This is a genomic window from uncultured Shewanella sp., from assembly GCF_947501225.1.
Taxonomy (GTDB): Bacteria; Pseudomonadota; Gammaproteobacteria; order Enterobacterales; family Shewanellaceae; genus Shewanella.
Genome location: NZ_CANMUW010000001.1, coordinates 1 through 14944, shown reverse-complemented (window position 1 = coordinate 14944; position 14944 = coordinate 1). Strand labels below are relative to the sequence as shown.

The following is a 14944-nucleotide window of genomic DNA, read 5'->3' as shown; positions in this document are numbered from 1 at the left end:
CCGATACTAATCAAACGCATATGTTTCGTAATTATGTCTCTGAGTATCTTATTCAGTGCCGGTTGCGGCTTTAAACTACAGGGAAGCTACTCCATTCCGGAGCAGTTAAGAACCTTGCACCTGAGTAGTCTGGACGAATATAGCGAGTTGACTCGCCTGGTTCGTGAACGTTTACGTCTACACAGCATTTCACTGGTAGATGAATCTGACGAAACACCAACCCTGACTATTTTACGTGACTCACTGGACAGATCGACTCTCTCCCTTTATCCAACAGGAAATGTGGCCGAATATGAGCTGACCTATCATGTTACATTTGCGGTACACTTGCCGGAAGGTGAAGCCCAGACATTCGAAGTCGACATCCATCGAGACTACCTCGATGATCCACGTACCGCATTAGCTAAAAGCCGTGAGATGGAGCTTCTCTTAAAAGAGATGCGCATTCAAGCTGCTGACCAAATGATACAGATCCTCGCATCGATAGAGAGAAACTGATGCCGTTCTCAATGCTCAGCATACATCTCTCTCCACAGCAACTTCTCCTGCAAATAGGGGGGATTTGATGAGGGTCTACCCGGATCAACTCAAGCGTCACCTCAAACCTCTGCAACAGTGCTATCTCATCTTTGGCGATGATCCCTGGCTATGTGAGACCAGCCGAAGCCAGATCTATGCTCAGGCTAAAAATGAGGGATTTGAAGAGAAGATTCAACTCACTCAAGAGAACAGTTTTAACTGGAACGAGTTAGTCGATGAGTGGCAAGCCATGAGCCTTTTTTCCAGCAGAAGGGTCATCGAGCTGACACTTCCCCAGGCCAAGCCCGGAAGCGAAGGCGGAGCAACTTTTCAACGCTTGATGCAGATGGCAAATCCGGATCTACTCTTGATTGTGACGGGTCCTAAGCTAGCAGCAGAGCAGACCAAGAGTAAATGGTTTAAGACCTTAGATTCTCAAGGGGTCTATATTCCGTGTACCACTCCTGAAGGTCAGCAATTTCAACGTTGGCTCGACGGCCGGATCAGTCATTTTAATCTGCGGCTTACCCGTGACGCCAGAGAGATGTTATTCAGCCTGTACGAGGGAAACTTACTCGCCGCCGATCAATCACTACAGCTACTGCAACTGCTTAGCCCTGAAAGCGAGATCAACAGCCAACATCTCGAGTCCTATTTCGAAGACCAATCGCGTTTCAGTGTATTTCAGCTCACCGATGCCATGTTGAATAACCAGCAGGATAAGGCGCAACATATCCTTTCTCAGCTAAAGGCTGAAGGGGTCGCGATGCCCATAATCCTCTGGGGTTTATTTAAAGAGTTAACCATATTACTGCAGTTAAAGAGTGCGCTTGAAAATCAGCAATCACTGCAGTCACTCTGGGGCAAGCTCAGGATTTGGGACAAGCGGAAACCTCTATATCAGAGCGCATTGAACCGGCTTTCATTGGCTCAAATTGAGTCTTTGCTCAGCGGAGCATCTGCCATAGAGTTGAATCTGAAACAGCATGGGATAGAGGACTGGACGGGAATGAGTCACCTTTGTCTGTTATTCGATCCTAAAGCACATTCCGGCTTGTCCCATATTGAGCTCAACGAGTGGAGCTGACTTAAGCATGCGCATAGGAATTCTTGGGGGGACCTTCGACCCTATTCACTTTGGCCATATCAGACCGGCTCTCGAGATCAGGCGACAACTTAAGTTGGATAAGGTTTGGCTGATGCCGAATCACATCCCGCCTCACAAGTCATCAACCTGTGTGAGTACGGCGCAACGACTGGAGATGGTCCAGCTGATTTGTGACCAATATGATGAGTTTGAGCTTTGTGATATTGAAGCCAGGCGAGACAGTCCATCCTACCTGGTGACAACACTGAACCAGCTGAGAGACTCACACCCAAATGATGAGTTCTACTTCATAGTCGGCATGGACTCTCTGGTGTCACTACCAAGCTGGTATAAGTGGCGCTCACTCTTTGAGCTGTGCCATATCGTCGTTGCTCAGCGCCATGGCTGGGACTTAACGAAAAATAGCGAAGTCTATGTCGAGTATCAGCGTAGGCTAAGCCCAGCAGCCAGCATCCCACATCAAGCCTCCGGCCTCATTATCCCGATAGAGATAACCCCACAGCCCTACTCCTCTACCGAGATCCGTCAGCAACTCTCTGATGACGTTTTTGCCGAAGATGCGCTGCCGAAACAGATTATCGAATTTATTCAAGTGAATAGACTATATCGACCGTAAACTTAAGCTCAGCTTTATCACTTTCCTACCGGAAATTGCTATTAGGTATCACCAATCGCTTATGAGATCTGTCATAACCTGTTATACTACTGCGCTGTTAAAAATTTAATGAGGTATTCCGCGTGGATAGCGCCGAGCTAAAGCAATTTGTAATCGATAAAATCGAAGATCTAAAAGCCAAAGATATTGTTACATTAGAAGTATCTAACCAGTCTAACGTCACTGATTACATGATAGTTTGTTCTGGTACATCTAAAACTCATGTGAAATCAATCGCTGAAAATGTCGTGGTTGAGTCTAAGCGTGCCAAGCTACATATCTACGGTGTTGAAGGCCGTGAAAGCAGCGAGTGGGTATTAGTAGACTTAGGTGATGTGATACTTCATGTCATGCAAGACAAGACTCGTGATTTTTACGAACTTGAGAAACTTTGGTCAGAAAAACCAGCTTAATGAAGTTACAGTTAATCGCAGTTGGCACTCGTATGCCAGATTGGGTTACCACAGGTTTTCAGGAATACCAGCGGCGTTTTCCCAGAGACATGGCACTCGAACTGGTTGAGATCCCTGCGGGAAAAAGAGGCAAAAATGCCGATATTGCTCGAATTCTTCACAAAGAGGGCGAGCAGATGTTGGCTGCTATTCCCAAGAGTAATCATATCGTCAGCTTAGACCTTCCGGGTAAAACCTGGACAACTCCGGATCTGGCCACTCAATTGAACAGATGGCAGTTAGACGGACGCGATGTGAGCTTACTCATAGGTGGCCCCGAAGGTCTTGCCCCTGCTTGTAAACAAGCAGCATCTCAAAGCTGGTGTCTGTCCGCTTTGACTCTACCTCATCCATTAGTCAGAGTTGTTGTCGCCGAGAGTCTCTACCGAGCTTGGAGCATCAACAATAATCACCCTTACCATAGAGAGTAGCTATCGGGCTTAAAACCTAAGCAAGCAAGCTAAGGACAAGACTATGTGTCAATTGCTTATTTCTAAGCTGGAGAAAGTGTAAGTGGCGCCAAAGAAGCGGATCACAATGCATGACCACGCAGCGGAAGCATCGCTCTTCAAACGAAGAGCATTGTTTACATTCGCTTGCGTGGTTATTTTATTGGGGGTATTACTTGCAAACCTATATCACCTGCAAATACTCTCCTATACAGACTACGAAACCCGTTCTAATGACAACCGTATACGGGTGGTTCCGGTGGCACCGAGCCGAGGTCTGATATTTGACCGTCACGGCAAGCTGTTAGCCGAAAATCAGCCCTTCTTCTCCTTAGAGCTGATCCCGGAAAAAGTAAAAGATATCCCCGCGGCCCTGACGGAGCTCAGCGCACTTATTCCCCTCTCTGCCGATGAGCAGGAGGAGTTTAAAAAGTCCTTGAAATATCACAGACGCTTCAAGCCATTAACGCTGAAGAACCGCTTGAGCGAGAGTGAGGTTGCGCTTTTTAGCGTAAACCGTCACCGATTCCCGGGGATCTCCGTCGTCGCCGGTCTGAAGCGCCACTACCCCTATAACGGAATGATGACTCATGCCCTGGGTTATGTGGGCAGGATTAACGATCGGGACAGAGCAGCATTACAACGTAATGACCTGTGGAAAAATTATGCCGCGACCAAAGATATCGGCAAGCAGGGCATCGAAAAATTTTATGAAAACCTGCTCCACGGCCAGCCGGGCCACCTCGAAGAGGAGGTGAACAACCGAGGCAGAACCATTCGAACATTAAAATCTGTACCTCCGGTGCCGGGACAGGATATCTACCTGACCTTAGATCTCAACTTGCAGGAAAAGGCCGTTGAGCTGCTCGATGGACGCAGAGGCTCGATTGTGGCAATCGATCCACGTGATGGCGGTATATTAGCTATGGTATCCAGCCCCACCTATGATCCCAACCTGTTTGTGCACGGGATCAGCAGTAAGGCGTACGGCGAGCTTCTCAACTCTCGCTCCCGCCCTCTGATTAACCGTGCAACACAGGGGCAATACGCGCCAGCATCGACAGTAAAACCTCATATCGCACTACTGGGTCTGGAAGAGAAAACCATCACAGCCAAGACCCGGGTTTGGGATCCGGGTTTCTGGCAGATCCCCGGTGTGGAGAGGAAATATCGAGACTGGAAGCGATGGGGCCATGGCTGGGTCGATGTCAACAGCGCCTTAATAGGCTCTTGTGACACCTACTTCTATGAACTCGCCTATAAGACCGGAGTGGATAAGATCTCTCACTTCATGCAGCCCTTTGGCTTTGGTGAACGAACAGGAGTCGACATCTTTGAAGAGTCTGCCGGCATCATGCCTTCAAAAGACTGGAAACGGATGCGCTATAACCAACCTTGGTATATAGGAGATACCATCTCAGTCGGCATCGGACAGGGTTACTGGACCTCAACGCCTCTGCAATTGGCTAACGCCACCGCAATCATGGCGAATAAAGGCAGACGTTTTGTGCCTCACCTGCTCAAGTCGATAAAAGACAGCACTGCAAAGATTAACTCCCCTGTCGATGAGATGGCCCCCATAGTGCTTAAAGACCCTAACAACTGGGATATCATCAATGATGCGATGAGAGATACTGCACATAATAAGCGATTTAAAGATGCCAGCTATACAGCTGCAATGAAGACCGGTACGGCTCAGGTCATTAATGTTGCGGCCGACGCTAAATACGATGCCGATACTATTGACGAGCATCTGAGAGATAACGCCCTGGTTGTCGCCTATGCCCCCTTCGAAAATCCAAAAATTGTACTAGCCGTGGTACTGGAGAATGCAGGCTGGGGGGGCGCTAATGCCGGCCCGGTTGCCAGATCTCTGCTCGATGAATATATGTTACGAGATAGCTGGGAGTCTATTCAATGAGTTCGCAGAACCACCGCCCGAATATTTGGCAGCGACTTCATATCGATCTGCCGCTACTGCTCGGGATCTTAGCCTTGATGGGTTTCGGCCTGTTCGTTATCTACTCAGCGGGTGGAGAAGATCTTGCGCTTATGGAACGCCAGCTTATTCGTATGGGATTGTCGCTGGTGATCATGTTTGTGGTTGCTCAGATCAATCCTGAAGTACTTAGGCGCTGGGCATTTCCCATCTATCTGGCGGGTATAGTTTTACTGCTCGGAGTCCACTTTTTTGGCGAGATCAATAAAGGAGCTCAAAGGTGGCTTAACCTAGGTTTCATGGAGTTTCAACCCTCTGAGCTGATCAAGCTTGCCTTCCCTATCACCATGGCTTGGTATATCAGTAAATTCCCCCTCCCCCCTAAGAAGAGATACTTAGCCGGAGCCGGAATCATCTTACTTATCCCAACACTCTTGATTGCCAAGCAACCGGATCTTGGCACCTCCATTCTTGTCGCGGCTTCGGGGATCTTTGTGCTGTTCCTGTCGGGAATGAGCTGGGCCATTGTCGGAACCTTCATCGGAGGTGTGCTGGCCATGCTCCCCGTGCTATGGTTCTTCCTGATGCATGACTACCAACGTACACGGGTATTAACATTGCTCGATCCCGAGAAGGATCCTCTGGGTGCCGGCTACCATATCATTCAGTCCAAGATAGCTATCGGTTCGGGTGGTATGTGGGGTAAAGGTTGGTTAGATGGCACCCAGTCACAGTTAGAGTTCCTGCCGGAACGCCATACCGACTTTATTTTTGCCGTGATCGGTGAGGAGTTTGGCCTGATTGGTAGCTTACTGTTACTGGCAATATACCTCTATGTCATAGGCAGGGGGTTGGTTATTGCCTCTCGGGCACAAACGAGTTTTGCCCGATTACTGGCCGGTAGCATTATCTTAACTTTCTTCGTTTATATATTTGTTAATATTGGCATGGTTTCAGGCCTGTTACCTGTAGTCGGTGTCCCTCTGCCTCTGATTAGTTATGGCGGAACATCCATGCTAACTTTGATGACAGGATTTGGCATCTTAATGAGTATCCATACTCATAGGCGCTTCATCGACAGATAAACATAGCTAAATTTTCGATATTGCGTGATGAAGCTATGTTCAGATAACCGTTTCATCGACAATTAAGGCAAGTCCGTTAATATCGATAACTTAACAAGGTAGAGTCCTTCTTAGGGGTATCCGACTAATCACCGATATCCGACTCTGAAAGCTTTTCAACAAAGGGATCTGATTTAAGTGAAAATATCACCAAAACTTCTGACTTCATTGCTTTTGGCCACGCTCTCCTTCGGAGCCTCAGCCACTACAACGTCTAAAGCCGACTCTCCGGATGAGACAGCGGCATCACTCAAATCAGAGTTTTTACAGACTCAGCTTGCTTTAGGATTTACAGAGCAGGAGGTCAAGAGCTTTCTGGGGAAAGCCAAATTTGATCAAGGTGTTATAGATGCGATGACGAAACCCTGGGAAGCTAAACCCTGGCACCAGTACTACCCGATATTTCTCACCGAAAAGCGCTTAAATGCCGGGCTAGAATTTTGGAAGAAGCACGAGTCAACCGTTAACAGGGCGGCAAAAGAGTTCGAAGTAGATCCACAAATTATTATTGCCATCATCGGAATAGAGACCTTCTACGGTGGCTACATGGGCAAATACCCGGTGGTAGACGCACTATATACACTTGGCTTTTACTATCCCCCCCGGGCTACTTTTTTCAGAAAAGAGCTCAGTAACCTACAGACGCTGGTTAAAGATGAAAAACTGGACCTGGATAACCTCAATGGCTCCTACGCCGGTGCCATGGGCTACGGCCAATTTATTCCATCCAGTTATCGTCACTACGCTGTTGACTTTGACAATGACGGACAACGAGATCTGTTAAATAACCCGGTCGATGCTGTCGGCAGTGTCGCCAACTATTTTCATCAGCATGGCTGGGTCGCTAAGGCACCTGTAGCAATACCGCTATCCGGACCTACCGAGCTCCCATCAAACCTGAAAGTCTGGGAAGGTGAACGTTTACATTATCAAGTATCTGACATCCTATCACCAACACTTGCCTTGAGTGAGCCTGTCGACCTGGACATATCCCAACCGGCCATGTTGGTAGAACTAAAGCAGGAGAAAGACAGCGATTACTGGCTGGGATTGAATAACTTCTATGTGATCACCCGCTATAATCGCAGCCCATTGTATGCAATGGCAGTATACCAATTCAGTCAGGAATTGAAGAAAGCACATGATGCAAGCTAAAAGTACCACATGGCTGGTTGCCATAATTGTCGCACTATGTATTTCGGCCTGCTCCAGCTCGGGGGGAGGCCGTTACGATATGGCTGACGATAAAGCCCCGAGTAATGCCCCGGATGTAACCAAAGTCGAAGATGCACACCCCAGATATGAGCCATACAGCCGTGGGGGAAATAAAAAGAACTATACGGTACTTGGAAAAACATATCAGGTAATGGATACAGGCAAAGGCTATCAGGCAACCGGTATAGCATCATGGTATGGTTCAAAATTCCATGGCCACCTTACATCCAATGGTGAAACTTATGACATGTATTCTATGTCTGCGGCGCATAAGACCCTGCCCTTACCCAGCTATGTAAGAGTCACCAACCTGGATAACAGCAAACAAGTCATTGTTAGAGTCAACGACAGAGGCCCTTTTCACGAAGGGCGCATCATAGACCTCTCCTACGCGGCAGCCCACAGACTAGATGTACTTAAAACCGGAACGGCAAAGGTAAAAATTGAGGTTATCTATATCGATAACCCCGAGTCTGTCGCTCTTGCCGAACTGAAAGAGAGCAAGTTACATTATATTCAGGTGTTAGCCTCCTCGAACAAGAGTAAGGTTGAGCAACTGGCAAAAAATCTGGAGAGCAAATACCAGCTCAAAACCCGATTACTGTCGGCAAATAATCTCTATAAGCTTCAACTGGGGCCCATAGGTCAACACCAGATTGCAACCAAACTGAATGAAAAACTAAAAAGTGACGGATACCCTCAAAGCTATCTGATCACTGAATAGATTAATCCTTATATTTTAGAGAACTGCTCTATCAATTAGATAGGGCAACGCTTTTGTTCCAATTTATAAAAGATTAATGAACCTTCACTGATTAAGCTTGTCGACTAGTGATATACTCTGACGAGTTTTGATTTCCCGTATATAACCAAATAAGATGCGCCTTATTGATATGAATCTTTTTAATCGACCTTTAAAAACGCTTATTCTTGCGACTACTGTCGCTTGTTCATCTGCATTTGCAGCTCCCGTCGTAACCCCTAACGCACCAACGGTCGCAGCAAAAGCCTTCGTCTTAATGGATTACAATACCGGGCAAGTCATAGCAGAAGAAAATGCCTATGAAAGCTTAAACCCTGCAAGCTTGACCAAGATGATGACCAGTTATGTCATTGGCCATGAAATTAAGGTCGGCAATATTTCACCTGATGATAAAGTCACCATCAGTAAGAAAGCCTGGTCAAAGAACTTTCCTGACTCTTCGAAGATGTTTATCGAAGTCGGTAAGCAAGTTACTGTCGATGACCTTAACCATGGCATCATCATCCAATCAGGTAATGATGCATGCGTTGCCATGGCTGAACATATTGCAGGTACGGAAGATGGTTTCGTAGACCTGATGAACTCATGGTCAAAACAGCTTGGCATGGAAGACAGCTATTTTGAAAATTCACATGGGCTGGACTCTGAAAACCACAAAACTACCGCCTACGATATGGCGCTTTTGGGTGCGGCACTTATTCGTGATGTACCCGAAGAGTATGTTCTATATAAGAAGAAATCTTTTACTTACAACGGTATCAAACAATACAACCGTAATGGACTCTTGTGGGACAAGAGTATGAATGTAGACGGGATTAAGACCGGACATACATCTGGTGCCGGTTACAACTTAGTCACTTCGGCGACTAAGGATGGAATGCGATTAGTCGCTGTTGTTATGGGCACTAAAAGCGAATCGGCTCGTAAAGCTGAGAGCAAGAAAATTCTAAACTATGGTTTCCGCTTCTTCGAAACGATCACCCCTTATAAAGCTGGCGAAAGCTTCGTGACCCAAAAGATATGGTACGGTGACAAAGAATCTGTTGATTTAGGCGTAATGACAGATACTCCAATCACTATCAACCGCGGGCAGGCTAAGAACCTTAAGGCTAATTTTGAGTTAACAAAAGAGCTCACGGCTCCTTTAGCTAAGGGGGAGACTGTCGGTCGCATCTACTTCCAGCTGAACGGTAAAGATATCGCTCAATTCCCGCTTGTTACTCTGCAAGAGGTAAATGAAGGTAGTTGGTTCAGCAAGTTGATGGATTACTTCAAGCAGATGTTCTCAAGCTGGTTTAGCTAAGCATTGATATTGAAAGATAACTCAAGCCACCTTAGGGTGGCTTGTTTCGTTTTACGCCCAAACAAGACTCGCCCCCTTGATTTCGGTATAATTGACACCATATAACCTATGTTGAAATTGTTGAGAGTTAAAAATGTTAGATACAAAGTTTGATGAGTTGATTGAGTTCCCCAGTTCTTTCCCATTTAAAGTGGTTGGTGATGCCCATGAAACTTTAGCTGATCGCGTTGTTTCTGTTGTTCAGCAACACGCCCCTGGTGATTACTCACCCACTACCAAAGTTTCGAGTAAAGGCACTTACCACTCGGTGACAATCCGGGTTATGGTGCAGAGCAAAGAACACGTCGAAACATTGTACGTTGAACTGGCTAAAATCGAAGGCGTAAAACGCGTACTTTAGCATCAACTAACATCAGTAAATGCCAGTGAGTTTACCCGATTCACATACCAGATGAGATCACGCAAAACCTGTCAAATGTGATCTGGCTTACATTTATTGATTAGAAGCGTATAATGGCCGCCATTATTGTTTAGGGGAGAGGTTGCCCTTGTCAGAAAGCACTTTACACGTCAGGTATCTTGGTAAACAGGACTACGAGTCTGTATGGCATGCAATGCAGGACTATACAGATAATCGAGACGCCACGAGTCCGGATCAACTTTGGATCGTTGAACACCCGCCCGTTTTCACTCAAGGACAAGCCGGGAAAAGTGAACACATTTTAAATCCTGGTGATATCCCAGTCATTCAAGTCGACCGTGGCGGTCAAGTGACCTATCACGGCCCCGGCCAACTGGTTGCATACCCGCTAATCAATATCAAAAGGCTTAAGATCGGTGTCAGGCAGTTGGTTACCGATATTGAGAATAGCATTGTACAGATGCTTAAAGACTATCAAGTTGACGCCTATGCTAAAGCCGACGCGCCAGGCGTTTATGTCGACGAGCGTAAAGTTGCATCACTAGGCCTTAGAATACGTAAAGGCTGCTCCTTTCACGGGCTAGCCCTTAATGTAGATATGGATATGAGCCCATTTCAACGCATCAACCCATGTGGTTATGCCGGCTTAGAGATGGTGCAATGCAAACAGTTAGGTGGTCCTCAAACAGTTAAAGAGGCGGGCGAACAGCTTGTTAAAACCTTCAGCCGCAATTTAGGCTATCAGAATCTAGTTCACCATCAAGGATTATCAGAGTCATATGAGTAGGCCAGAAAGATTACAACCGGGTGTCAAGCTTAGGGATGCAGATAAAGTCTCTCGTATCCCTGTAAAAGTGGTTCCCTCTGAACGTGAGACAATGCTGCGTAAGCCCGATTGGCTCAGAGTGAAATTACCGGCGTCCAGCCAGCGTATCGATGACATAAAAAAAGCGTTACGTAAAAACGAGCTCCACTCAGTTTGTGAAGAGGCATCATGCCCTAACCTTGCAGAGTGTTTTAACCACGGAACGGCGACCTTCATGATACTCGGTGCGATCTGTACAAGACGCTGCCCGTTTTGCGATGTTGCCCATGGTCGACCGTTAAAACCAGATCCTAATGAGCCTAAAAAAATGGCTCAGACCATCAAGGATATGAAGCTTAAATATGTGGTGATCACCTCTGTCGATCGCGATGACCTTCGGGATGGTGGCGCACAGCATTTTGCCGATTGTATCCGCGAAATACGTCTACTGAACCCCAGTATAAAGATCGAAATTCTGGTACCTGATTTCCGAGGTCGTATCGATGCAGCTCTGGACATTTTGGCAACTGAGCCACCAGATGTATTCAATCACAACCTTGAAACGGCACCGATGCATTACCGTAAAGCAAGACCCGGTGCCAATTATCAATGGTCGTTGGATCTGCTGAAGAAGTTCAAAGAGCGTCACCCGGATATTCCGACTAAATCAGGCTTGATGATGGGCCTAGGAGAAACCAACGAGCAGATTGCCGAGGTACTACAAGATCTGCGCGCTCATAACGTTGAGATGCTTACCCTGGGTCAATATCTACAACCCTCAAAGTTCCATCTACCTGTTGAGCGATACGTACCGCCGGCTGAATTTGACGAACTAAGAGAATTTGCCGAAAGCATTGGCTTTACTCATGCGGCTTGTGGGCCTATGGTACGCTCCAGCTACCATGCCGATCTACAGGCTCAAGGTAAAGAAGTGAAATAACGCCTTTACTTCAAACGGTTTAAATAGCGTCGCTGAATATTCTGCCGACGCTATTTTTTTATCAGCTCAGCGGCTCAGCTTAAGCTCCATCAAAACAGCGTCTTCAGTGCCATCATCAGTTTTATAGTAATCTTTACGATGACCGCTGATCTGAAAACCATGCCTCAGGTATAAATTTTTAGCTGCGCTCCCCGAGTCTCTCACCTCAAGCAAAAGAGTTTCGGCCTCTCCCTTTGAAGCCAGAGCAATTACCTGCTCAAGCAGCATGCTACCCAATCCCCTCCCCTGAAACTTGGGGTTTATACAGATATCCATGAGTGTCGCATCTTCAAAGATCTGATGAAGAATCGCAAACCCTTGTAACTCTCCCTCCTGGTATACACCTAAAGAGGTGTATAGCTTGCTAAAGCATGTTTTTATAGTCGCTAAGCTCATTGGGTGGCTATGGGCTAAAGAAGCTATATGAGCCATCTGAGAGCTTGCATCAATATCGAGTGTACAAACTTCTACTTTAGGCTGAATACTCACCCGGTTGCCTCCTGTTGAGCCACAATCATATTCCATAGTTCTCGCTTACTCTTGGATAGCTGCTCAAGTTCATTCAAAGGTGGAGAGGATAATATCGGGTTAGCCCTGGGTATCTTCACTCGTCGCATATCCCAAATCACTTTAGAAGCTTGATCTGGTGAAATTTTAAATGAGCAATGAGTAAAGGGACACTCCACCAGTGACAACACGGTCATAATAATAGGGTGCGACTCCAGCTCCTCAGAAACCTTATCGACCAAAATAACGTAAGCTTGCACACCACTCCCTTTCTGGTTCCACCTCGTTATTCCCATTGCATCAAGATATGCCGACTTTTCCACACCGTTGCCACTTAAATATTTGAATATGATGTCCACTAGGATACCAGCTTATCTATGCACTTTTCAGTAGATATAGTGAGGAATTAACAAACCTGAGACAGGACCCTGTTCAGCTGAAATTGAATTTTTCAGATTTAGAGAGGCATTGACTGATATGGTTAAAACATGAGGTATATAGATCAAACTTCAGATACGAAAAAGCCGAGCTAATGCTCGGCTTTTTCTGAATGTGGCAGGGGTAGCAAGACTCGAACTCGCAACCATCGGTTTTGGAGACCGCTGTTCTACCAATTGGAACTATACCCCTGTTGACGAGACGCATTATGCTTAAACTCCCCCAAAAGGTAAAGTACTATTTATGATAAAACCGCTTAACTGCGGCTTTTTCGGTCACAAATTGCTTTAATGATTTATTTTTAAACGAAACTTTGAAAAATTAACATTAGTTAATGCTAAACAGCATTTACCCAGCAATAAGCGGGAGCTATACCAAACCTATAAGAGTGGAAGTTTTAGATGTAATTTTACGCTTATCTATACAGGTAGATTTAATAATTTGGATTAAGTATCGTCCCCCCCCTGACTCTATGGGTGAATGCAAAATGAACTATTCCCGGCTAAAGCCAGTTCTCCTATTCTAAAAAGCCGTTAAACGAAGATGGAGGTCCCTGTAAAGCTTACCTTTGAACATAAGCAGAAAAATAACACTATAGAGCATGACTGCCTGTCCTTTCCTCCCCATTTGCTCAACAGGGATATGGAAAATGTCATTATGATGTGAGGAACATCACTGACCATGCCATCAAGCCATTCGTTAATCCTAAACATAAGATGGTAGAAGCGTCCTTCTCCTATGTAGGAGCGTGCTTCAGCCGCGATGTTGACATTACAAATGAGCTATTCCCGGCTAAAGCCGGTCCTACACTTTCCCCATATTCGAGTGGTCATTTCAAAAGCCGTTCAACGAAAAAATCCCCAACACGAAGTGCTGGGGATTTTCCGTGTTAATTAAAGAGTGCGCCTGTCATGGTCAGCTTCGAGACCATTTATATGCATCCTGCATAAATGGCACTCCCTACGTCCTGTAGGTCGCAAGCTCTCCGCGTTCAGCTCCAGCATCAAGCTTTGCTTGATAAGCGCAGAAGCTTCACCCTACTCTCACATGGGGGCGAAAAAGTAGTGCCTTGGATGCGAAGCATTCAGCTACTTTGTAGCGCGAGTAACTTGTTACGAAGCTGGAGAGCCCGCTCAGCGGCGGGTCGACGTCGGGAGTAGGTATTGCACGTACGTGCTTAAGTGGATAAGCCACCTACCTACAATGAAAGTCGATATGGGAACATTAACGTTAAAATTTATAATGCCCCAAACGCAAAAAAGCCACCTTATTCAGGTGGCTTCTTCACTTAATTAGGCGCCTGGAAATGACCTACTCTCACATGGGGAGACCCCACACTACCATCGGCGCTATTGCGTTTCACTTCTGAGTTCGAGATGGGATCAGGTGGGACCACAATGCTATGGTTTCCAGACTAATTTGGTAAATTTGAAAAGCTTTAAATAATCAAGTCACACTAAAATCAAATGCTTTGTATTCTTTTGAAGTAATCACCAGTAAAACCCATATGGGTTGTATGGTTAAGCCTCACGAGTCATTAGTACAGGTTAGCTCAACGCCTCACAACGCTTACACACCCTGCCTATCAACGTCCTAGTCTCGAACGGCTCTTTAGAGGAATTAAATTCCTAGGGATGACTCATCTTAGGACTCGCTTCCCGCTTAGATGCTTTCAGCGGTTATCGATTCCGAACGTAGCTACCGGGCAATGCTATTGGCATAACAACCCGAACACCAGCGGTTCGTCCACTCCGGTCCTCTCGTACTAGGAGCAGCTTCCTTCAATCATCCAACGCCCACGGCAGATAGGGACCGAACTGTCTCACGACGTTCTGAACCCAGCTCGCGTACCACTTTAAATGGCGAACAGCCATACCCTTGGGACCGACTTCAGCCCCAGGATGTGATGAGCCGACATCGAGGTGCCAAACACCGCCGTCGATATGAACTCTTGGGCGGTATCAGCCTGTTATCCCCGGAGTACCTTTTATCCGTTGAGCGATGGCCCTTCCATTCAGAACCACCGGATCACTATGACCTACTTTCGTACCTGCTCGACGTGTATGTCTCGCAGTTAAGCTGGCTTATGCCATTGCACTAACCGTACGATGTCCGACCGTACTTAGCCAACCTTCGTGCTCCTCCGTTACTCTTTGGGAGGAGACCGCCCCAGTCAAACTACCCACCAGGCACTGTCCTCAACCCCGATTCAGGGGCCAGAGTTAGAACATCAAAGCTACAAGGGTGGTATTTCAAGGATGACTCCA

15 protein-coding genes, 1 tRNA gene and 2 rRNA genes are annotated in these 14944 nt (G+C 46.5%); 13 read left to right on the top strand and 5 right to left on the bottom strand.

Annotated features, from left to right (window positions below; translation table 11 throughout):
• Window positions 1-3: 3 nt before the first annotated feature.
• From lptE to lipA, 13 genes are all read left to right on the top strand, one after another.
• The gene (lptE, locus tag Q1B47_RS00090) at window positions 4-498 is read left to right on the top strand and encodes an LPS assembly lipoprotein LptE (protein ID WP_299788748.1); all 495 of its coding nucleotides are present in this window, start codon (window positions 4-6) and stop codon (window positions 496-498) included.
• Window positions 499-565: 67 nt separating this feature from the next.
• Window positions 566-1606, top strand: coding sequence for a DNA polymerase III subunit delta (holA, locus tag Q1B47_RS00085; protein WP_299788745.1), 1041 nt, complete (start codon window positions 566-568; stop codon window positions 1604-1606).
• A gap of 7 nt (window positions 1607-1613) precedes the next feature.
• Window positions 1614-2243, top strand: a complete 630-nt coding sequence (gene nadD / locus Q1B47_RS00080) for a nicotinate-nucleotide adenylyltransferase (protein WP_299786738.1) — start codon at window positions 1614-1616, stop codon at window positions 2241-2243.
• 122 nt (window positions 2244-2365) lie between these two features.
• The gene (rsfS, locus tag Q1B47_RS00075; RefSeq protein WP_299786736.1) at window positions 2366-2695 is read left to right on the top strand and encodes a ribosome silencing factor; all 330 of its coding nucleotides are present in this window, start codon (window positions 2366-2368) and stop codon (window positions 2693-2695) included.
• On the top strand, window positions 2695-3165 hold the full coding sequence (gene rlmH, locus Q1B47_RS00070) for a 23S rRNA (pseudouridine(1915)-N(3))-methyltransferase RlmH (protein WP_299786735.1): 471 nt from the start codon (window positions 2695-2697) through the stop codon (window positions 3163-3165). The genes rsfS and rlmH overlap by 1 nt, the downstream gene beginning before the upstream one ends.
• An 82-nt stretch (window positions 3166-3247) precedes the next feature.
• Window positions 3248-5104 (top strand): penicillin-binding protein 2, encoded by a 1857-nt coding sequence (mrdA, locus tag Q1B47_RS00065; protein ID WP_299786733.1) that lies wholly within the window; start codon window positions 3248-3250, stop codon window positions 5102-5104.
• Window positions 5101-6207, top strand: a complete 1107-nt coding sequence (gene rodA, locus Q1B47_RS00060) for a rod shape-determining protein RodA (RefSeq protein WP_299786731.1) — start codon at window positions 5101-5103, stop codon at window positions 6205-6207. The genes mrdA and rodA overlap by 4 nt, the downstream gene beginning before the upstream one ends.
• Before the next feature lie 177 nt (window positions 6208-6384).
• Window positions 6385-7401, top strand: a complete 1017-nt coding sequence (mltB, locus tag Q1B47_RS00055; protein ID WP_299786729.1) for a lytic murein transglycosylase B — start codon at window positions 6385-6387, stop codon at window positions 7399-7401.
• Window positions 7388-8185: a septal ring lytic transglycosylase RlpA family protein gene (locus Q1B47_RS00050; protein WP_299786727.1), complete on the top strand. Its 798-nt coding sequence runs from the start codon at window positions 7388-7390 to the stop codon at window positions 8183-8185. Before mltB ends, Q1B47_RS00050 begins: the two co-directional genes overlap by 14 nt.
• A 169-nt stretch (window positions 8186-8354) precedes the next feature.
• A complete protein-coding gene (locus Q1B47_RS00045) occupies window positions 8355-9527 on the top strand; it encodes a serine hydrolase (protein ID WP_299786725.1) in 1173 nt (390 codons plus the stop codon).
• Between the two features lie 133 nt (window positions 9528-9660).
• Window positions 9661-9927 (top strand): DUF493 family protein YbeD, encoded by a 267-nt coding sequence (gene ybeD, locus Q1B47_RS00040; RefSeq protein ID WP_299786723.1) that lies wholly within the window; start codon window positions 9661-9663, stop codon window positions 9925-9927.
• 148 nt (window positions 9928-10075) lie between these two features.
• Window positions 10076-10735: a lipoyl(octanoyl) transferase LipB gene (gene lipB, locus Q1B47_RS00035; protein ID WP_299786721.1), complete on the top strand. Its 660-nt coding sequence runs from the start codon at window positions 10076-10078 to the stop codon at window positions 10733-10735.
• Entirely contained in the window at window positions 10728-11693 is a 966-nt protein-coding gene (gene lipA / locus Q1B47_RS00030; RefSeq protein WP_299786718.1) for a lipoyl synthase, read from the top strand. Before lipB ends, lipA begins: the two co-directional genes overlap by 8 nt.
• Before the next feature lie 66 nt (window positions 11694-11759).
• On the opposite strand, the gene rimI is transcribed toward lipA, so the two are convergent.
• The 5 genes from rimI to Q1B47_RS00005 all read right to left on the bottom strand — a co-directional run.
• Window positions 11760-12164: a ribosomal protein S18-alanine N-acetyltransferase gene (rimI, locus tag Q1B47_RS00025; protein ID WP_299788742.1), complete on the bottom strand. Its 405-nt coding sequence runs from the start codon at window positions 12162-12164 to the stop codon at window positions 11760-11762.
• Between the two features lie 53 nt (window positions 12165-12217).
• Window positions 12218-12562 (bottom strand): DNA polymerase III subunit psi, encoded by a 345-nt coding sequence (locus Q1B47_RS00020; RefSeq protein WP_299786716.1) that lies wholly within the window; start codon window positions 12560-12562, stop codon window positions 12218-12220.
• Between the two features lie 230 nt (window positions 12563-12792).
• Window positions 12793-12869, bottom strand: a tRNA-Trp gene (locus Q1B47_RS00015).
• A gap of 1106 nt (window positions 12870-13975) precedes the next feature.
• A 5S ribosomal RNA gene (gene rrf, locus Q1B47_RS00010) occupies window positions 13976-14091 on the bottom strand.
• A 102-nt stretch (window positions 14092-14193) separates the two neighbouring features.
• Window positions 14194-14944, bottom strand: a 23S ribosomal RNA gene (locus tag Q1B47_RS00005); the annotation flags it as partial.